This is a genomic window from Streptomyces sp. NPDC085866, from assembly GCF_044541035.1.
Classification (GTDB): Bacteria; Actinomycetota; Actinomycetes; order Streptomycetales; family Streptomycetaceae; genus Streptomyces.
Window position 1 is genome coordinate 41,637 of the sequence record NZ_JBITSQ010000014.1, and the last position, 18,447, is coordinate 60,083.

The following is an 18,447-nucleotide window of genomic DNA, read 5'->3' on the forward strand; positions in this document are numbered from 1 at the left end:
GCTCACGCCTCCTTCGGGTCGGCAGAGCCGGCGGCGGGACCGGCGGGACGGCGGGTGCGGCGCAGGGGCGGCTGGGCACCCAGGCTCTTCGGGTCGAGGCCGGACCACTTGTGGCCGTTCGCGAAGAACTTGCGGCGGGCGAGCAGCGTCATCAGCGGCTTGGTGAAGAAGAAGACGACGACCACGTCGAGCACGGTGGTCAGGCCGAGCGTGAACGCGAAGCCCTGCACCTTGCCCACGGTCACGATGAACAGCACCGCGGCCGCGAGGAACGACACGAAGTCGGAGACGAGGATCGTGCGCCGGGCGCGCGGCCAGGCACGCTCGACGGCGGGCCGCAGCGTGCGGCCCTCGCGGATCTCGTCCCGGATGCGCTCGAAGTACACGATGAACGAGTCCGCGGTGATACCGATGGCGACGATGGCACCGCAGACGGCCGGGAGGTTCAGCGCGAAGTGGATGGCCGGTCCGAGGAGCGCCATGATCACGTAGGTCAGGATCCCGGAGACCAGCAGGGAGGCCATGGCCACGATCGACAGACCGCGGTAGTAGGCGATCAGGTAGATCACGACCAGCGCGAGACCGATCGCGCCGGCGAGCAGACCGGCGTGCAGCTGGTCACCGCCGAGTGCGGCGGTCACCGTGGTGACGGTCTCCTCCTGGAACGACAGCGGCAGCGCACCGTAGGACAGCATGTTGGCGAGGCTCTGCGCCTCCTTCTGCGTGAAACTGCCGGAGATCTCCGCCTGGCCGCCCGAGATGGCCGTCTGCACGAACGGGCTGGAGACGACCTGGCCGTCGAGGACGATGCCGAACTCGTTCTGCGGGGACTGGTTCTTGGCCAGCTCGCCGGTGATGTTCGCGAACTTCTTCGACCCGCTGGAGGTGAAGGTCATCTGGACCTGCCAGCCGGAGGCACCCTGGGTGTCGAAGACCGCCGCGGCCTTCTTGACCTCGGTGCCGTCCACGGCGGCCGGGCCGAGCACGTACTTGTACCAGACCTTCTTGTTCTCACCACAGGCCACGGTGGGCTCGCCGGGCTTGGCGTTCGTGCCGGCCTTGGCGCGCTGGGCGGAGTCGGAGCAGTCCAGCGCGGCGTACTGCGCCTGGAGCTTGGTGGCCTCGGCGCTGCCGCCGGAGGACGACGCGGACGGGCTCGGCGAGGACGTGGCGCTCGGGGAGCCGGAGGACGACGGCGTGGCGTCGGCCTTCAGGGCGTCGGTGACCGCGCGGCCCTGCGAGGTGGCGGTGGCCGTCGGCGTCGGGGACCCGGAGGAGGACGAGGACGCCTTCTCCTTCGAGGAGGCGCTGCTCGACGGGCTCGGCGAGCTGCTGCCGCTGGGGGACCCGCTCGGCGAGGGGCTCGCGGCGGATCCCGTGGGCTCGCTGGCGAGCACCGGGCGGAAGTACAGCTTGGCGGTGGTGCCGACCTGCTGCTGGGCCTCCTTGGAGTTGGTGCCCTTGGGGATGTTCACGATGATGTGATCGTTCCCCTGGGTCTGCACCTCCGCCTCGGAGACGCCCAGGCCGTTGACACGGCGGTTCATGATGTCGACCGCGGTGTCCATGTTGGCCTTGTTGATCGCGGATCCCTGGTCGGCCTTCGCCTTGAGCGTGATGCTCGTACCACCGGCGAGGTCAATGCCGAGACGCGGAGTCTTGTGCCCGGAGGCGAACATCCCTCCGGTCAGCGCCACGATGGCGATCAGGATGAGGGCCAGCGAGCGCCCTGGCTTGCTCTGGGCGCTCGCGCTCCGGCCCTTCTTAGGTGCTGCCACCTTCTCGTACTCCCTCTCGGGCCGCCCCGCGCCCGGTCGGCGCGGTCGGCCATGACATGGTGTCGGGCTCCCGTACGGAAAACAGACGCGCCCGGGGTGCTCGGGGTGCGGTCGGACCGCGCCCCGCACCCCGGACGTGACTACTTCGTGTCGGTGTCGCCGTCGGTCTTCTTCGGCTCTTCGTCCGCCTTGTCCTCGGCGGCCTCGGGGGCCTCGTCGGCCTTGTCCTCGGCGGCGTCCTTCTTACCGAGGTCCACGGCCTTGTCGTCGGAGGCGGCGGCAGCGGCGTCGGCAGACTCGTCGGTCTCGGTGAGGGAGGAGGCGTCGTCCGGGACGATGTCGGCGTCGGACTTCAGGTCGTGCTCGATGCCGTGGACGATGCGGTTGTACTCGTCGTCCGTGAGGACGGCGCCGATCGCGTTCTTGGCGAAGAGGAGGTCCACGCCGGGGCCGGCGTCGAGGAGGACGGTGTCCTCGTTGACCTCCTTGACCGTCGCGTACATCCCCCCGATGGTGCGGACACCGGAGCCGGGCTGCATCTCGTTCCGCATGTTGGCGGCCTGCTGCTGCTTCTTCTTGGCCGAGCGCGTCATCAGGAACATGGCCGCGATGAGCACGATGAAGGGGAGAAGGGTAAAGGCATTCACGGGACGGAATTTCCTTCGCGCGACCGCGCGGTGAGCGGCCAGATGGATGGGGGTTGGTCGGCGCCGCCCACAAGAGCGGCATCGGCGGAGTCTAAGCGAGTCCGCGTGCATGGAACAACGCTCAGCATGGCACCTGAGTTCCTGCCCCCGCCATTGCCCTCGCCGTCACGGAGCCGTCACGCCCCGAACAGGTCCTGTTGTCCGTTTCCCCCGGCAGGCGAGCGGGGCGGGGTCAGTCCGAGGTGGGCCCAGGCCGCGGGAGTGGCGACCCGGCCCCGTGGGGTGCGGGCCAGCAGACCCTCTCTGACCAGGAAAGGTTCGGCGACCTCCTCGACGGTCTCGCGCTCCTCCCCCACCGCGACGGCGAGCGTGGACAGGCCCACCGGACCGCCGCCGAACAGCTTCAGCAGCGCCTCCAGGACGGCCCGGTCGAGGCGGTCGAGGCCGCGCGCGTCGACCTCGTAGACGGCGAGGGCGGCCGCGGCGATCTCGCGGGTGATCACGCCGTCCGCCTTGACCTGTGCGTAGTCGCGTACGCGGCGCAGCAGACGGTTGGCGATACGGGGCGTGCCGCGGGAGCGGCCGGCGATCTCGGCGGCGCCGTTCGGCTCGATCTCGACGTCGAGCAGGTGCGCCGAGCGGTGCACGACGCGCTCCAGTTCGGCGGGCTCGTAGAACTCCATGTGCGCGGTGAAGCCGAAGCGGTCGCGCAGCGGGGGCGGCAGCAGGCCCGCGCGCGTGGTGGCGCCGACCAGTGTGAACGGGGGCAGCTCCAGGGGGATGGCGGTGGCGCCGGGGCCCTTGCCGACGATGACGTCGACGCGGAAGTCCTCCATGGCCATGTACAGCATCTCCTCGGCGGGCCGGGACATGCGGTGGATCTCGTCCAGGAAGAGGACCTCGCCCTCCTGGAGGGAGGAGAGGATCGCGGCGAGGTCGCCGGCGTGCTGGATGGCGGGGCCGGAGGTGATGCGGATGGGTGCGCCCATCTCGGCCGCGATGATCATCGACAGGGTGGTCTTGCCCAGGCCGGGCGCGCCGGAGAGCAGCACGTGGTCGGCGGTCGCCCCCCGCGCGCGTGCGGCGCGCAGGACCAGGTCGAGCTGCTCGCGCACCTTCTCCTGGCCGATGAACTCGCCGAGGTCCTTGGGGCGCAGGGCGGCCTCGACGGCCTGGTCCTCGCGGTCGGCGACAGAGCCCACCAGCCGCTCCGCGGCTGGGCCGACGAGCTGCTCCTCGGCGGCGCCGTCGGTCGTGTCGTCCCAGTTCATGTGATGTGCCTTCGGCTATGGGGGGGTCAGCGGGCTCGGTTCAGGGTCTGCAGGGCGGCCTTCAGCAGCTGGCCCACCTGGGGTGTGCCGCCCGCCGCCTCCGCCTGGGGCGCCACTGCGGTCACGGCCTCCTCGGCCTCACGGGTGGCGTAGCCGAGGCCGATGAGGGCCGCGTGCAGCTGGTCGCGCCAGCCCTGGGTGACCGGGGCCCCGACCGCAGGGGCGCCGGTGGGGGCGCCGAGCCGGTCCTTCAGCTCGAGCAGCAGCTTCTGCGCGCCCTTCTTGCCGATGCCGGGGACCGCGGTGAGGGCCTTCTCGTCACCGGTGGCGACGGCACGGCGCAGCGCGTCAGGCGTGTGCACGGCGAGCATCGCCTGGGCGAGGCGCGGTCCCACCCCGCTGGCGGTCTGCAGCAGTTCGAAGACCTGGCGCTCGTCGTCGTCCACGAAGCCGTACAGGGTCAGCGAGTCCTCGCGCACCACCAGGGAGGTGGCGAGCTTGGTCTGTCGGCCCATGCGCAGGCCGGAGAGCGTGTTCGGGGTGCACTGGACGGCGATGCCGATGCCGCCCACCTCGACCACCGCGGAGTCGGGGGCGAGGGCGGCGACCGGGCCGCTGACGAACGCGATCATGCCGTACGGCCTTTCGTTGCGTGGACTGTGTGCCGGGCGACGGCCTGCTGGAGCCGGTTCTGGGCGGGGGCGCGCCAGATGTGGCAGATGGCGAGGGCGAGTGCGTCGGCGGCGTCGGCCGGCTTCGGCGGGGCGCTGAGCCGCAGGAGGCGGGTGACCATCGCCCCGACCTGGGCCTTGTCGGCGCGGCCGCTGCCGGTGACGGCGGCCTTGACCTCGCTGGGGGTGTGCAGGGCGACCGGGATGCCGCGCCGGGCGGCGCACAGCATGGCGACGGCGCTGGCCTGGGCGGTGCCCATCACCGTGCGCACGTTGTGCTGGCTGAAGACGCGTTCGACGGCGACGAACTCGGGTCGGTGCTCGTCCAGCCACTCCTCGATGCCCTGCTCGACGGCGAGCAGCCGGAGGCTCAGATCGGCGTCCGCGGGTGTTCGTACGACACCGACACCGAGCATGGTGAGCGGCCGGCCCGCGACCCCCTCGACCACACCGACTCCGCACCGCGTCAGCCCCGGGTCCACCCCCAACACGCGCACGCGCCCCTCCCTTCGATCGCCTGTTTGTGCAGGCTATCGGGTGCCACCGACAACGCCCCGCACCAACTCCCGACAAGGCGACGGGCCGACGGGGTGTCCCGTCGGCCCGTGAGAACCTGCGAAGCCCGCGGCGGCGCTACGCGTCGACCTTCTCCATGATCTCGTCGCTGACATCGAAGTTGGCGAAGACGTTCTGCACGTCGTCGCTGTCCTCGAGCGCGTCGATCAGCTTGAAGATCTTCTTGGCGCCCTCCTCGTCCAGTTCGACCTGGACGGACGGCACGAAGCTGGACTCGGCGGAGTCGTAGTCGATCCCGGCCTCCTGGAGGGCGGTGCGGACCGCGACCAGGTCGGTGGCCTCGCTGATGACCTCGAAGGTCTCACCGAGGTCGTTGACCTCCTCGGCACCCGCGTCCAGGACGGCACCCAGGACGTCGTCCTCGGTCAGCTCGCCCTTGGGGACGATGATGACGCCCTTGCGGCTGAACATGTACGACACCGAGCCCGGGTCGGCCATGTTGCCGCCGTTGCGGGTCATGGCGACGCGGACGTCGGAGGCGGCGCGGTTGCGGTTGTCGGTGAGGCACTCGATGAGCACCGCGACACCGTTGGGGCCGTAGCCCTCGTACATGATCGTCTCGTAGTCGGCACCGCCGGCCTCGAGACCACCGCCGCGCTTGACCGCGGAGTCGATGTTCTTGTTCGGGACCGACTGCTTCTTCGCCTTCTGGATGGCGTCGTAGAGAGTCGGGTTGCCCTCGATGTCGACGCCGCCCATGCGGGCCGCGACCTCGATGTTCTTGATCAGCTTCGCGAAGAGCTTGCCGCGCTTGGCGTCGATCACGGCCTTCTTGTGCTTCGTCGTAGCCCATTTAGAGTGGCCGGACATCTGCCTGTCTCCTTCGCGTAACCCATCTCTGCAACGAACTCCAGAGATCCTACAAGGACTCCGGTGTCCGGTTGGCGCGCACCATGTCGACGAACAGGGAGTGCACGCGGTGGTCGCCGGTCAGTTCCGGGTGGAACGACGTGGCGAGCGCGTTGCCCTGACGGACCGCGACGATGTGGCCGTCGTGCTCGGCGAGCACCTCGGCCTGGGCCCCGACGGACTCGACCCAGGGGGCGCGGATGAAGACGCCCTCTACAGGATCGCCCCCGACACCCTTGACGTCGACCGCCGCCTCGAAGGACTCGTTCTGCCGTCCGAAGGCGTTGCGGCGCACGATCATGTCGATGCCGCCGATCGTCTCCTGGCCCGAGCGCGGGTCGAGGATCTTGTCCGCGAGCATGATCATGCCGGCGCAGGTGCCGTAGACGGGCATGCCGTCGCGTACGCGCGCGCGGAGGGGCTCCATCACTCCGAAGAGGACGGCCAGCTTGGAGATGGTGGTGGACTCGCCGCCGGGCAGGACGAGACCGTCGACCTCGGCGAGTTCCTCGGGGCGCCGCACCGGCCTGGCCACGGCGTCTGCCGCGGCCAGGGCGATGAGGTGCTCCCGCACGTCGCCCTGGAGGGCCAGGACGCCTATGACGGGGGTGTTCATGTGTTCCGGTGCCTTACCAGCCGCGGTTCGCGTAGCGCTCGGCCTCGGGGAGGGTGTCGCAGTTGATGCCGACCATGGCCTCGCCCAGGTTGCGGGAGGCGTCCGCGATGATCTTCGGGTCGTCGTAGAAGGTGGTGGCCTTCACGATGGCGGCGGCGCGCTTGGCCGGGTCGCCCGACTTGAAGATGCCGGAGCCCACGAACACACCCTCGGCGCCGAGCTGGCGCATGAGCGCGGCGTCGGCCGGGGTGGCGACACCACCGGCGGAGAAGAGGACCACCGGGAGCTTGCCCAGCTCGGCGACCTCCTTGACCAGCTCGTACGGGGCGCGCAGCTCCTTGGCGGCGGCGTACAGCTCGTTGTTGTCGTAGCCGCGCAGACGGGCGATCTCGTTCTTGATCTGGCGCAGGTGGCGGACGGCCTCGACCACGTTGCCGGTACCGGCCTCGCCCTTGGAGCGGATCATCGCCGCGCCCTCGGCGATGCGGCGCAGGGCCTCGCCCAGGTTGGTGGCGCCACAGACGAAGGGGGTGGTGAAGGCCCACTTGTCGGAGTGGTTGACCTCGTCGGCCGGGGTGAGGACCTCGGACTCGTCGATGTAGTCGACGCCGAGGGACTGCAGCACCTGGGCCTCGACGAAGTGGCCGATGCGGGACTTCGCCATGACCGGGATGGAGACGGCGTTGATGATGCCCTCGATCATGTCCGGGTCGGACATGCGGGCCACGCCGCCGTCCTTGCGGATGTCGGCCGGCACCCGCTCCAGGGCCATGACCGCGACGGCGCCCGCGTCCTCGGCGATCTTCGCCTGCTCCGGGGTGACGACGTCCATGATCACGCCGCCCTTGAGCTGCTCGGCCATACCGCGCTTCACGCGGGCGGTGCCGGTCTCGGGAGCCTGGTTCTCGGTGGTGGACACGGGTGACCTCACTGAAGTGAAAGAGGGTTTTCTGCTCCAGAGAGGAAACGCGAGTGGACCAGGCCACAGCAAGGGCCAATGGCAACCCGGTGGATCCTTTTGGTCCACCAAAGGTTCAGGAGACCCGCTCCACCAGGGCCGCGGGAGGCTCGTCGTCCATCTCGAAGGCCAGCGGGAAGGGGGCGTGGCCGGCCAGTCGGAACCAGCGCACCTTGCGGTGCTCCCGGAGCCTGCGGGCGGCTCCCACGGCGTCGTTGTGGAAGCGGCGGGCCATGGGGACCCGGCGTACCGCTTCGGCCAGCTCACAGGCCGCCGACTCGCCGCCCGGGGCCTCCCGTACGGCCTCGACCTGCTGCGGATCCTCGAACACCGCGCGCAGCGCCTGGCTCAGCTCGCTCTCCGCCACCTCCCGCTGCTCCTCCTCGGCCTGCCGGGCGGCGTGCGCGGCCTCGTAGAGCACGATCGAGGCGGCCGGGTCCAGCACGCCCGAGGTCGCCAGTTCCTGCGTCACGGAGGCCCGCCGCAGGAGCTGTGCGTCCAGCGCGGCCCGTGCGGCGTCCATCCGCACGTGCAGCCGGTCCAGCCGGCCGGCCGTCCAGCTCAGGTACAGGCCGATGACGACGAGCGCGACGAAGATCCAGATGAGGGTTGCGGTCACGGGCGAAGGTTAGTCGGCCCGCGAGGCCGGCCGGAGCAGACCCTCGCCTCAGTCCCGCGCCAGCCCGAACCGTGCCCTGAATCCCGTGCGCTCGTCGGTGGCCACCGCCGACGTACCGGTGGTGACCGTCTCGTACACCGACAGGATGTCCGCGCCTACGGTGGACCAGTCGAAGCGGCGTACGTGGACGCTGCCCCGCTCGCGCAGTTCGGCCCGGCGGTCGGGGTCCGCCAGCAGGCGGACGGCGGCCTCGGCCAGGGCGTCCGCGTCCTCGTTGGCGAAGACCTCGCCGGCCTGACCCTGGTCGAGGACCTGGACGAAGGCGTCCAGGTCGGAGGCGAGGACGGGGGCGCCCGCCGACATGGCCTCCACGAGGATGATGCCGAAGCTCTCGCCGCCGGTGTTGGGCGCGAGGTACAGGTCGACGCTGCGCAGGAAGCGCGCCTTGTCCTCGTCGCTGATCATGCCGAGGAACTCGACGCGGGAGCGCAGCTCCTCGGGCAGCGCCTCGACGGCCGCCTCCTCGTCCCCGCGCCCCGCGACCAGCAGGCGCGTCTGCGGGCGGGCGGCGAGGATCTTCGGGAGGGCCTTCATCAGGACCGGCAGGCCCTTGCGCGGCTCGTCGATCCGGCCGATGAAGCCGAGCGTGTCTCCCTGCCACTCGGGGTTCGGCTCGGCCTTGGCGAAGAAGTCGACGTCGACACCATTGGGGATGACCACCGCGTCGCCGCCCAGGTGCTCGACCAGGGTGCGGCGGGCGTACTCGCTGACCGCGATGCGCGCGCTGATCTTCTCCAGCGCGGCCTGCAGGATCGCGTACGCGGCGATCATCGCGCGCGAGCGGGGGTTGGAGGTGTGGAAGGTGGCCACGATGGGTCCCTGGGCCGCCCAGCAGGTCAGCAGGCCGAGCGACGGGGAGGTCGGCTCGTGGATGTGGACCACGTCGAACGCGCCGTCGTGCAGCCAGCGCCGCACCCGCGCGGCCGACAGGAAGCCGAAGTTCAGGCGGGCCACCGAGCCGTTGTACGGCACCGGGACCGCGCGGCCGGCCGAGACGACGTACGGCGGCAGCGGGGTGTCGTCGTCGGCCGGGGCCAGGACGGAGACCTCGTGGCCGAGGCGGATGAAGTACTCGGCGAGGTCGCGGATGTGGAACTGGACGCCACCGGGCACGTCCCAGGAGTACGGGCAGACGATCCCGATTCTCACGAGGGTCCCTTCGCGGGGTCGAGGTCGGCGAGCCACAGGCGCTGGAGCATGTGCCAGTCCTCCGGGTGGTCGGCGATCCCCTTGGCGAAGACGTCGGCCAGTGCCTGTGTCATGACAGACGTCTTCTCGGCCCGGTTGCCTGTCTCCGGTACCTCGATCGGGGGATGCACCTGGCCCTTCATGACGGGCGAGTCGTCGTACCAGAGCGTGACGGGCATCAGCAGCGCGCCGGTCTGCTGGGCGAGCAGGGCCGGGCCCGCGGGCATCCGGGTCCGCTCGCCGAAGAAGTCGACCTCGACGCCGGACGCGGACAGGTCACGGTCGGCGACCAGGCAGACCAGGCCGCCGTCGCGCAGCCGCCGGGCCAGGGTGCCGAAGGCGGTGCCGCCGCTGTGCGGCAGGACCTCCATGCCGAGGCCCTCGCGGTAGGCGACGAAGCGGTCGTAGAGCGTCTCGGGCTTCAGCCGCTCGGCGACCGTGGTGAACGGCGTCTGAAGCTTGGTGGTGACCCAGGCGCCGGCCAGGTCCCAGTTGGCCATGTGCGGCAGCGCGAGGATCAGGCCCCGGGGGGAGGCGATCCCGTCGGTCAGGTGGTGCACGTCCGTGCAGTCGAAGCCCGTCCTCACGCGCTCGGCGCTCCAGGCGGGCAGCCGGAAGGACTCCATCCAGTAGCGCAGGTACGAGCGCATGCCCGCGCGGGAGAGTTCGGCGAGGCGCTCGGGGCCGGCGTCGGGCACCACGCGGGCGTAGTTCGCCTCCAGCCGCAGGACGCCCTTGCCGCGCTGCCTCCAGGCGAGGTCGGCGATGGACCGGCCGAGGCGGACCGCAACGGGTTCCGGAAGCTTCTTGACGGTGCTCCAGCCGAGGCCGTACAGCCCGTCGGTGAGCCGGTCGGCGGTGCTCACTTCGCCGCCTCCCTCCCCTGGGACGCGTTCTGCTGCGCCGCGGCCTCCGCCTCGGCGGACTCGCGACGGACGGTGACGACCCGCTGCACGAGAGTGACGAGGCTGCCCACGGCGACGATCCACAGGGCGATCGGGAGGAGGATCTGGATGCCCGGGACGCCGAACTTGTGGAGGCCGGCCAGACCGGCCGCCACCAGCGAGATCACCAGCCGCTCGGCGCGCTCGACGAGGCCGTTGACGGCGACCGGCAGCCCGATCGACTCGCCGCGCGCCTTGGTGTACGACACCACCTGGCCGCTGGCCAGGCAGAAGATCGAGACGGCGCACAGGGCGTTGTCGTCGCCGTTGCCCGCGTACCACAGGGCGAAGCCGCCGAAGATCGCGCTGTCGGCCACCCGGTCGAGCGTGGAGTCCAGGAAGGCGCCCCAGCGGCTGGAGCGGCCCAGCTGGCGGGCCATGTTGCCGTCGACCAGGTCGGAGAAGACGAACAGCGTGATCACGATCGTGCCCCAGAAGAACTCGCCCCGGGGGAAGAAGACCAGCGCGCCCGCGACCACACCGGCCGTGCCGATGAGCGTGACCGCGTCCGGGCTGACGCCTCGCCGGATGAGAAACGCGGCGAACGGTGTGAGGACACGCGTGAAGAATGCACGCGCGTACTTGTTCAGCATGGCCTTCCCGACGGTCGTGGCGCCGCGGCCCTGGTGGCCACCGGCTGGCCCATCGTAGTCACGCGCGCACGTACGTGACGGGCGGGCACCCGCAGACGTGCCGTGAACCCTTGCACACCCGCCCGCGCGGGGGGCGCGTGGCGCGATCGGCGTCCGTCGTATGGACGCAGCATGACGGGAGTGGAAAGCTCGAAGGACCGCGGGCGTCGCAGGAGCCGCCAGTGCACGCGGTGCCGCGTGTCCGCGCCCACAGTGACCTCACCGTCCACGGGAGGCAGGATCATGGGCGACAAGGCGCAAACACACCCCGGGGCCGCCGGCAGGGCAGAGGCGGCCGACCACCCCGCGTCCGTACGGAATGTGGTGCTGGTCGGCCACTCCGGTTCGGGCAAGACGACTCTGGTGGAGGCCCTCGCGCTGACCGCGGGGGCTGTGAACAGGGCGGGCCGCGTGGAGGACGGCGGCACCGTCTCCGACTACGACGAGATCGAGCACCGGCAGCAACGCTCGGTGCAGCTCTCCCTGGCCCCGGTTGAATGGGACGGGTTCAAGATCAACGTCCTCGACACTCCTGGGTACGCCGACTTCGTCGGCGAGCTGAGGGCCGGTCTGCGAGCGGCGGACGCGGCCCTCTTCGTCGTCTCGGCATCGGACGGCGTGGACGGCTCGACCCGCATGGTGTGGGAGGAGTGCCAGGCCGTCGGTATGCCCCGCGCGATCGTGATCACGCACCTGGAGGCCGCCCGGGCGGACTTCGAGGAGATGACCCGGGTGTGCGCGGAGGCCTTCGGCGCCGACGACCCCGACGCCGTGCTGCCGCTGTATCTGCCGCTGCGCGGGCCGGAGGGCCCCGACGGGCACGCGCCCGTGACCGGGCTGATCGGGCTGCTGTCGCAGAAGCTGTTCGACTACGCGTCCGGCGAGCGCAAGGAGTCCGAGCCCGGCGAGGACCAGCTGCCGGAGATCGAGGAGGCCCGCAACCGGCTCATCGAGGGGATCATCGCCGAGAGCGAGGACGAGACCCTCATGGACCGCTACCTGGGCGGCGAGCAGATCGACGTCAAGACGCTGATCGACGACCTGGAGCGGGCCGTCGCGCGCGGCACCTTCTTCCCGGTCCTGGCGGCGGCCCCCGCCGCCGACGGCGCCCGGCAGGGCCTCGGCACGGTCGAGCTGCTGGAACTGATCACCGGCGGGTTCCCGACCCCGTTCGAGCACCCCATGCCCGGGGTCACCACCATCGACGGCAAGCCGCGCGAGTTGAAGGCCTGCGACACGAGCGGCCCGCTGGTCGCCGAGGTCGTGAAGACCGCCTCCGACCCGTACGTCGGCCGGATCTCGCTGGTCCGCGTCTTCTCCGGCACCCTGCGCCCCGACGAGACGGTGCACGTCTCCGGGCACGGCATGGCCGACCGCGGGCACGAGGACCACGACGTGGACGAGCGGATCGGCGCCCTGTCCACGCCCTTCGGCAAGCAGCAGCGCCAGGTGACGCACGCCGTCGCGGGCGACCTGGTGTGCGTGGCCAAGCTCGGCCGCGCCGAGACCGGGGACACGCTCTCGGCCAAGGACGACCCGCTCCTGATGGAGCCGTGGCAGATGCCCGACCCGCTGCTGCCGCTCGCCATCCAGGCGCACAGCAAGGCGGACGAGGACAAGCTCTCGCAGGGGCTGAGCCGGCTGGTCGCCGAGGATCCGACGATGCGCCTCGAACAGAACCAGGACACCCACCAGGTGGTCCTGTGGTGCCTGGGCGAGGCCCACTCGGACGTCGCCCTGGAGCGGCTGCGCAGCCGGTACGGCGTCCAGGTCGACGTCGTCCCGCACCGGGTCTCCCTCCGGGAGACGTTCGCGACGAAGGCCGCGGGACGCGGTCGGCACGTCAAGCAGTCCGGCGGGCACGGGCAGTACGCCATCTGTGAGATCGAGGTGGAGCCGCTGCCGGGCGGCTCGGGCATCGAGTTCGTGGACAAGGTGGTGGGGGGCGCCGTACCACGCCAGTTCATCCCGTCCGTGGAGAAGGGCGTACGGGCGCAGGCCGCGAAGGGCGTGGTCGCCGGGTATCCGCTGGTGGACGTGCGGATCACGCTGCTGGACGGCAAGGCGCACTCGGTGGACTCCTCCGACGCCGCCTTCCAGACGGCGGGCGCGCTGGCCCTGCGCGAGGCCGCGGGCCAGACGCGGATCCATCTGCTGGAGCCGGTGGCCGAGGTGACGGTGCTGGTCGCCGACGACTACGTGGGCCCGGTGATGAGCGACCTGTCGAGCCGGCGCGGCCGGGTGCTCGGCACCGAGCAGGTGGGCTCCGGGCGGACGCTGGTCCGCGCCGAGGTGCCCGAGTTCGAGATCGGCCGCTACGCGATCGACCTGCGCTCCCTGTCGCACGGGACGGCGCGCTTCGACCGGGCGTACGCCCGGCACGAGCCGATGCCGCCGCAGATCGCCGAGCGGATCCGCGAACAGGCGGGAGAATCCGCGTAGTTCACCACCGGTGGACGTCATGCGCCGGCGGGCGGCTTCGGCCGTCCGCCGACGCGGTGTCAGTGGCTGCGGATACGCTGATCACCTGATCACGGTGTGCCGAACTCGTGCGGTAGTGGCGTGTTATCGGCACGACGGGCTGTTCAACAGGTGTGCGGGGCAGGGAAGTCGGGAAGGCCGCAGAAGCGACACCGGCGGCGATGGGGGCGGGAATGTCGGTTGGAACGGAGTGGGACGGACCGCAGGTGCCCGTGTCCGGCGACGAGGGACAGGCGGCGACCTTCGCGCTGGCCTCGGCGGCCTACCGGGACAACGTGGTCGAGGACATCAAGAAGACCGACAACGAGTGGCACCAGTCGACGGTCAAGGCCGGCCGGATCGCCCTGCTCAAGCCCAACCTCGGCGAGGCCTTCTCGCGGGCCGTCGTCGACCGCATGCTCGCGCCCGGGCGCAAGCCGCTCATCCAGTCCTTCGGCGCCGAGCCCCAGGTCGTCGTGGAGCACTGCCTGGCGGCCAACAACATCCGCCGGGAGCGGGACAACCGGCTGTCCCTGGTCATGGTGGTGTGCGGCCTGATCTTCCTGCCGGGCCTCATCGGCTGGCTGCTCGTCTTCCAGCTGCGCACGTACGTCGCCAAGCGCGACGACAAGCGGGCCGGGGCGCTCGCCACCGCCCTGCTCGCCGGGGTCGGTGTGATCGCGGCGCTCTTCCTGCTGAAGATGCCGTTCAGCGGGTTCTGGGCGTGGTACGCGCGCGGATGCGTCGTCGCCCCGGTGCTGGGCTGGTTCTGGGCCAAGCAGATCTGCGAGCGCACCGCGAAGGACCTGCGGGCGCGCTGGGACGGCCTGCTCTCGGGCACCAGCGTCGGCGCCAAGGTCCCCGAGGCCGTGCCGCGCAGCCCCGGCGAGACCGCGGCCGAGCAGCTGCGCCAGTCGCTGGCCCGGCTCAGCGCCGAGCAGCAGTCCAACTCGGTCTTCTACGCAGGCCCCAAGGGCATACTCGGCATGGGCACCCGCTGGGGTGCGTGGCAGCTCGCCGAGGACCTGGTGCCCGCCGACCCCACCCGGGAGATCCACCCCTTCCGCAGCTGGGACGTGGTGCGCGCGATCCACGACCAGCTGCGGATGCTGGAGCGCGGCCCGCTGAACACCGGCGGCTTCCCGCGGCCCTCGATACGGCACTGGATCGTCACGCCGATCGGGGAGAACGCCAAGGAGGTGTCCCGGCCCGGGGGCACCGACGTCGAGGCGTTCCAGGTCAAGCCGCACGCCATACAGGACATCTGCAACAAGCAGCAGTTCGGCAGCGGCGACCGGCACTATCTGGGCGTGCAGTGGACCCTGTGGGACGGCCAGCTGGTCCTCACCATGCTGATCACGGTGACCGTGCTGCACGAGACGCTGCGCATCGAGGTGACCGGGCACGCGCTGGGGCCGGTGAACCCGCTGTTCACCGCGAAGTCGGCGGCGCCGACCAAGGAGGTCGCCAAGTCCCTCAAGCCGTGGGAGACCCGGACGGTCAAGCTGCCGCTGGTCCGCACCGACGAGGTGGTAAGGCTCGCCGCGCGCGCCCCGCTGACCTGGTATCCGCCGCTCCTCAACTGGCTCGGCGGCTCCCTCGCGCTGCCCGAGCCCTTCGGTCTCCGGCACGCCTGGGCCGACCAGCCCTGGCGGCACCGCTTCATGGCCGACGACGCGCTGCGCGCGGCCACGCCGGTGCTGCGGGTGGTGCACTCGGCAGCGCTCCGGGTCCTGGCGGAGAACGGCGTGGACACGGCGAAGTTCGGCAACCGCTCGTCCGTGCTCAGTGGCCTGGTGCAGGACGCGTCGCCCCGGAAGGCGGACCTGTACGACGCGTAGGGGTGCCCCCTGCCGAGGGCCCCAGGGATCTACGCCGCCGGCCAAGCCTCCGCGAGCATCTTCCGCGTGTCCGCCAGCAGCTGCGGCAGCACCTTCGTGTGGCCGACCACCGGCATGAAGTTCGTGTCGCCGCCCCAGCGCGGGACGATGTGCTGGTGCAGGTGGGCCGCGATGCCGGCGCCGGCCACCGTGCCCTGGTTCATGCCGATGTTGAAGCCGTGCGCACCGGAGGCGGTGCGCAGGGCCGTCATCGCCTGCTTGGTCAGCTCGGCCAGCTCGGCGGTCTCCGGCCCGGTGAGGTCGGTGTAGTCGGCCACGTGCCGGTAGGGCACGGTCATCAGGTGGCCGCCGTTGTACGGGTAGAGGTTGAGTACCGCGTACACGTGCTCGCCGCGGCGGACGATCAGGCCGTCCTCGTCGGACTTGGCCGGGATGGAGCAGAAGGGGCAGCCGTCGCCGGCTCCCGGGCCGGTCGGCTTGTTCTCGCCCTGGATGTAGGCCATCCGGTGGGGCGTCCACAGGCGCTGGAACGCGTCCTGCGTCCCCACTCCGATCTGCTGCTCCGGCTCACTCGTCATGCAAGGCAGCATATGGCTTCGCCTGTTCGCGGCGTGTCGCCGGGGCGGCAGGAGGGCACTCACCGGCCAAGCTTGGCCGGTGGACGACGACAGCCCCGAGGCCCGTTGGGGGCAGCACACCGAGATTCCCCTCTTCGCGGCCTCACTGGTCTTCTTGACGGCCTACGCGATCCGCGTCCTGGCGACCGGCTTGGCGCCCTTCTGGCGCGGCCTGTGCGCGCTCGTGATGCTGGCCCTCTGGGTGATCTTCGCCGTGGACTACGTGGTGCGCTGGCGGCTCAGCGGGCTGCGCTTTCTGCGCTTCGCGACCGCACACTTCCTGCTCACGGTCGTGGTCGCCCTGCCGCTGTTGCGCCCGCTGCGGATCGTTCCGCTCTACGACGCCATCCAGCGCCGACAGGGCGAGCCCCGGTTGTCCCTGTACGCCCGCGTGAGCGCCTACGCGAGCCTCTCCACCCTGCTGCTCGGCTTCTCCGGCGCGCTCGCGGTCTACCAGCAGGAACGCGGGGCGCCCGGCGCCACCATGAAGACTTTCGGGGACGCCGTGTGGTGGGCCGCATCGACCCTCTCCACGGTCGGCTACGGCGACATCACCCCGGTGACCACGCTCGGCCGGGTGATCGCGACCGGGATGATGGCCTGCGGAGTGGGCCTGCTCGGCGCGGTGACCGGTTCGTTCTCGTCCTGGGTGATGCAGACCTTCACGCGCGAGGGCGAGGCAGGGCCCCCGAGGCGGTGATCCCCGGGGGCCCTGACGATCGGTACGGATCAGACCTGGGTCCGCTCCTCCACGACCTGCGCGATCTTCGCGATGGCCTCGTCGAACGGGATGCCGTTCTCCTGCGAGCCGTCGCGGTAGCGGAAGGACACCGAGCCGTTCGACATGTCCTCGTCGCCCGCGATGACCATGAAGGGCACCTTCTGCTTCTGGGCGTTGCGGATCTTCTTCTGCATGCGGTCCGAGGAGGAGTCCACCTCGACGCGCAGACCCTTCTTCCGGGCCGCCGCGGCGAACTTCTCCAGGTACTCGACGTGCCCGTCGCCGATCGGGATGCCGATCGCCTGGACCGGGGCGAGCCACGCCGGGAAGGCGCCCGCGTAGTGCTCCAGGAGCACCGCGAAGAAGCGCTCGATCGAGCCGAAGAGTGCGCGGTGGATCATCACCGGGCGCTGCTTGGCGCCGTCCGGGCCGGTGTACTCCAGGTCGAAGCGCTCGGGCAGGTTGAAGTCGAGCTGGATGGTCGACATCTGCCAGGTGCGGCCGATCGCGTCCTTGGCCTGGACGGAGATCTTCGGGCCGTAGAAGGCGGCGCCACCCGGGTCCGGGACCAGGGGCAGGCCCTGCTTCTCGGCGACCTGGCGCAGCGTCTCGGTCGCCTCCTCCCAGACCTCGTCGGAGCCGACGAACTTCTCCGGGTCCTTGGTGGACAGCTCCAGGTAGAAGTCGGTCAGGCCGTAGTCGCGCAGCAGGCCGAGGACGAAGGTGAGCGTCTTGTCGAGCTCCTCCGACATCTGCTCACGGGTGCAGTAGATGTGCGCGTCGTCCTGGGTGAAGCCGCGGGCACGGGTGAGGCCGTGCACCACGCCCGACTTCTCGTACCGGTACACGGTCCCGAACTCGAACAGGCGCAGCGGCAGTTCGCGGTACGAGCGGCCGCGCGCGTCGAAGATCAGGTTGTGCATCGGGCAGTTCATGGGCTTGAGGTAGTAGTCCACGCCCTCGTCGAGCTGCATGGGCGGGTACATGCCCTCGGCGTACCAGTCCAGGTGGCCGGACGTCTCGAAGAGCTTCCCCTTCGTCGCGTGCGGGGTGTAGACGAACTCGTAGCCCTCCTCCTCGTGACGGCGGCGCGAGTAGTCCTCCATCACGCGGCGGACGATGCCGCCCTTGGGGTGGAAGACGGCGAGGCCGGAGCCGATCTGCTCGGGGATGGAGAACAGGTCGAGCTCGTTGCCCAGCTTGCGGTGGTCACGCTTCTCCGCCTCGGCGAGGAAGTCGAGGTACGCCTTCAGTTCGTCCTTGGACGGCCAGGCGGTGCCGTAGATGCGCTGGAGCATCGGGTTCTTCTCGCTGCCGCGCCAGTAGGCGGCCGCGTTGCGCATCAGCTTGAACGCCGGGATCAGGCGGGTCGACGGCAGGTGGGGACCCCGGCAGAGGTCCTTCCAGCACAGGTCGCCGGTCTTGGCGTCCAGGTTGTCGTAGATCGTCAGCTCACCGGCGCCGACCTCGACGTCCGCGCCGTCGTCGTGCGACGCCGAGCCCTTGAGGCCGATCAGCTCCAGCTTGTACGGCTCGTTCGCCAGCTCCTCGCGGGCGGCCTCGTCGGTGACGACGCGGCGGGCGAAGCGCTGGCCGCGCTTCTGGATCTCCTGCATCTTCTTCTCGACGGCCTTGAGATCCTCGGGCGTGAACGGCTTCTCGACGTCGAAGTCGTAGTAGAAGCCGTCCTTGACCGGCGGGCCGATGCCCAGCTTGGCCTCGGGGAACAGCTCCTGCACGGCCTGCGCCATGACGTGCGCGGTGGAGTGGCGCAGGATGTTCAGGCCGTCCTCGGAGGAGATCTCGACGCCCTCGACCTCGTCACCGTCGGACAGCTCGTACGCGAGGTCCTTCAGCTCGCCGCCCACGCGCGCGGCGATGATCGACCGCTCGCCCGCGAAGAGGTCGGCGGCCGTAGTGCCCGTCGTCACCACGCGTTCTTCCCGCTCGGAATCGCGTTGGATGATCACACGGACGTCTGACACCGGTCTCTCCTGAC

The 18,447-nt window shown here is 70.6% G+C and carries 17 protein-coding genes; 3 read left to right on the forward strand and 14 right to left on the reverse strand.

Annotation, left to right across the window (positions count from 1 at the left end; all coding sequences use genetic code 11):
• Positions 1-2: 2 nt before the first annotated feature.
• The 12 genes from secD to pgsA form a co-directional block, all read right to left on the reverse strand.
• Positions 3-1,778, reverse strand: coding sequence for a protein translocase subunit SecD (gene secD, locus ACIF83_RS32030; protein ID WP_385166207.1), 1,776 nt, complete (start codon positions 1,776-1,778; stop codon positions 3-5).
• Between the two features lie 140 nt (positions 1,779-1,918).
• Positions 1,919-2,425 carry a preprotein translocase subunit YajC gene (gene yajC, locus ACIF83_RS32035; protein WP_399732159.1) on the reverse strand — a complete coding sequence of 169 codons (507 nt, stop codon included), beginning with the start codon at positions 2,423-2,425 and terminating at the stop codon, positions 1,919-1,921.
• Positions 2,426-2,601: 176 nt separating this feature from the next.
• On the reverse strand, positions 2,602-3,696 hold the full coding sequence (gene ruvB / locus ACIF83_RS32040; RefSeq protein ID WP_393475741.1) for a Holliday junction branch migration DNA helicase RuvB: 1,095 nt from the start codon (positions 3,694-3,696) through the stop codon (positions 2,602-2,604).
• Positions 3,697-3,722: 26 nt separating this feature from the next.
• Complete coding sequence (gene ruvA / locus ACIF83_RS32045) at positions 3,723-4,328, reverse strand: Holliday junction branch migration protein RuvA (protein ID WP_393475744.1); 606 nt, start codon at positions 4,326-4,328, stop codon at positions 3,723-3,725.
• On the reverse strand, positions 4,325-4,864 hold the full coding sequence (ruvC, locus tag ACIF83_RS32050; protein WP_094220709.1) for a crossover junction endodeoxyribonuclease RuvC: 540 nt from the start codon (positions 4,862-4,864) through the stop codon (positions 4,325-4,327). The genes ruvA and ruvC overlap by 4 nt, the downstream gene beginning before the upstream one ends.
• Before the next feature lie 136 nt (positions 4,865-5,000).
• Positions 5,001-5,753 carry a YebC/PmpR family DNA-binding transcriptional regulator gene (locus ACIF83_RS32055; protein ID WP_393475747.1) on the reverse strand — a complete coding sequence of 251 codons (753 nt, stop codon included), beginning with the start codon at positions 5,751-5,753 and terminating at the stop codon, positions 5,001-5,003.
• A gap of 49 nt (positions 5,754-5,802) precedes the next feature.
• On the reverse strand, positions 5,803-6,408 hold the full coding sequence (gene pdxT, locus ACIF83_RS32060) for a pyridoxal 5'-phosphate synthase glutaminase subunit PdxT (RefSeq protein ID WP_398139507.1): 606 nt from the start codon (positions 6,406-6,408) through the stop codon (positions 5,803-5,805).
• A 13-nt stretch (positions 6,409-6,421) separates the two neighbouring features.
• Positions 6,422-7,327, reverse strand: coding sequence for a pyridoxal 5'-phosphate synthase lyase subunit PdxS (pdxS, locus tag ACIF83_RS32065; RefSeq protein ID WP_381664545.1), 906 nt, complete (start codon positions 7,325-7,327; stop codon positions 6,422-6,424).
• 115 nt (positions 7,328-7,442) lie between these two features.
• Positions 7,443-7,985 (reverse strand): hypothetical protein, encoded by a 543-nt coding sequence (locus tag ACIF83_RS32070; RefSeq protein ID WP_393475753.1) that lies wholly within the window; start codon positions 7,983-7,985, stop codon positions 7,443-7,445.
• 48 nt (positions 7,986-8,033) lie between these two features.
• Entirely contained in the window at positions 8,034-9,194 is a 1,161-nt protein-coding gene (locus ACIF83_RS32075) for a glycosyltransferase family 4 protein (protein ID WP_393475756.1), read from the reverse strand.
• A complete protein-coding gene (locus tag ACIF83_RS32080; RefSeq protein ID WP_399732168.1) occupies positions 9,191-10,099 on the reverse strand; it encodes a phosphatidylinositol mannoside acyltransferase in 909 nt (302 codons plus the stop codon). The genes ACIF83_RS32075 and ACIF83_RS32080 overlap by 4 nt, the downstream gene beginning before the upstream one ends.
• Positions 10,096-10,770 carry a phosphatidylinositol phosphate synthase gene (gene pgsA / locus ACIF83_RS32085; RefSeq protein ID WP_393475762.1) on the reverse strand — a complete coding sequence of 225 codons (675 nt, stop codon included), beginning with the start codon at positions 10,768-10,770 and terminating at the stop codon, positions 10,096-10,098. The genes ACIF83_RS32080 and pgsA overlap by 4 nt, the downstream gene beginning before the upstream one ends.
• Positions 10,771-11,052: 282 nt before the next feature.
• Between pgsA and ACIF83_RS32090 the strand changes: the two genes are divergently transcribed.
• Positions 11,053-13,251 carry an elongation factor G-like protein EF-G2 gene (locus ACIF83_RS32090; protein ID WP_393475765.1) on the forward strand — a complete coding sequence of 733 codons (2,199 nt, stop codon included), beginning with the start codon at positions 11,053-11,055 and terminating at the stop codon, positions 13,249-13,251.
• Between the two features lie 212 nt (positions 13,252-13,463).
• Positions 13,464-15,110 carry a hypothetical protein gene (locus tag ACIF83_RS32095; protein ID WP_393475768.1) on the forward strand — a complete coding sequence of 549 codons (1,647 nt, stop codon included), beginning with the start codon at positions 13,464-13,466 and terminating at the stop codon, positions 15,108-15,110.
• 29 nt (positions 15,111-15,139) lie between these two features.
• Here ACIF83_RS32095 and ACIF83_RS32100 read toward each other — a convergent pair whose 3' ends face one another.
• Positions 15,140-15,700 carry an HIT family protein gene (locus ACIF83_RS32100; RefSeq protein ID WP_393475771.1) on the reverse strand — a complete coding sequence of 187 codons (561 nt, stop codon included), beginning with the start codon at positions 15,698-15,700 and terminating at the stop codon, positions 15,140-15,142.
• A 67-nt stretch (positions 15,701-15,767) separates the two neighbouring features.
• On the opposite strand from ACIF83_RS32100, the gene ACIF83_RS32105 reads away from it, so the two are divergent.
• Complete coding sequence (locus tag ACIF83_RS32105) at positions 15,768-16,427, forward strand: potassium channel family protein (RefSeq protein ID WP_393475774.1); 660 nt, start codon at positions 15,768-15,770, stop codon at positions 16,425-16,427.
• A 29-nt stretch (positions 16,428-16,456) separates the two neighbouring features.
• On the opposite strand, the gene thrS is transcribed toward ACIF83_RS32105, so the two are convergent.
• On the reverse strand, positions 16,457-18,433 hold the full coding sequence (gene thrS / locus ACIF83_RS32110) for a threonine--tRNA ligase (protein WP_393475777.1): 1,977 nt from the start codon (positions 18,431-18,433) through the stop codon (positions 16,457-16,459).
• Positions 18,434-18,447: the final 14 nt, after the last annotated feature.

Coding starts and splice junctions, on each gene's coding strand:
- ACIF83_RS32095 (WP_393475768.1), top strand. CDS start 13,464: ATGTCGGTTGGAACGGAGTGGGACGGACCGCAGGTGCCCGTGTCCGGC.
- pdxT (WP_398139507.1), bottom strand. CDS start 6,408: ATGAACACCCCCGTCATAGGCGTCCTGGCCCTCCAGGGCGACGTGCGG.
- ACIF83_RS32100 (WP_393475771.1), bottom strand. CDS start 15,700: ATGCTGCCTTGCATGACGAGTGAGCCGGAGCAGCAGATCGGAGTGGGG.
- pgsA (WP_393475762.1), bottom strand. CDS start 10,770: ATGCTGAACAAGTACGCGCGTGCATTCTTCACGCGTGTCCTCACACCG.
- ruvB (WP_393475741.1), bottom strand. CDS start 3,696: ATGAACTGGGACGACACGACCGACGGCGCCGCCGAGGAGCAGCTCGTC.
- ACIF83_RS32055 (WP_393475747.1), bottom strand. CDS start 5,753: ATGTCCGGCCACTCTAAATGGGCTACGACGAAGCACAAGAAGGCCGTG.
- ACIF83_RS32090 (WP_393475765.1), top strand. CDS start 11,053: ATGGGCGACAAGGCGCAAACACACCCCGGGGCCGCCGGCAGGGCAGAG.
- ruvA (WP_393475744.1), bottom strand. CDS start 4,328: ATGATCGCGTTCGTCAGCGGCCCGGTCGCCGCCCTCGCCCCCGACTCC.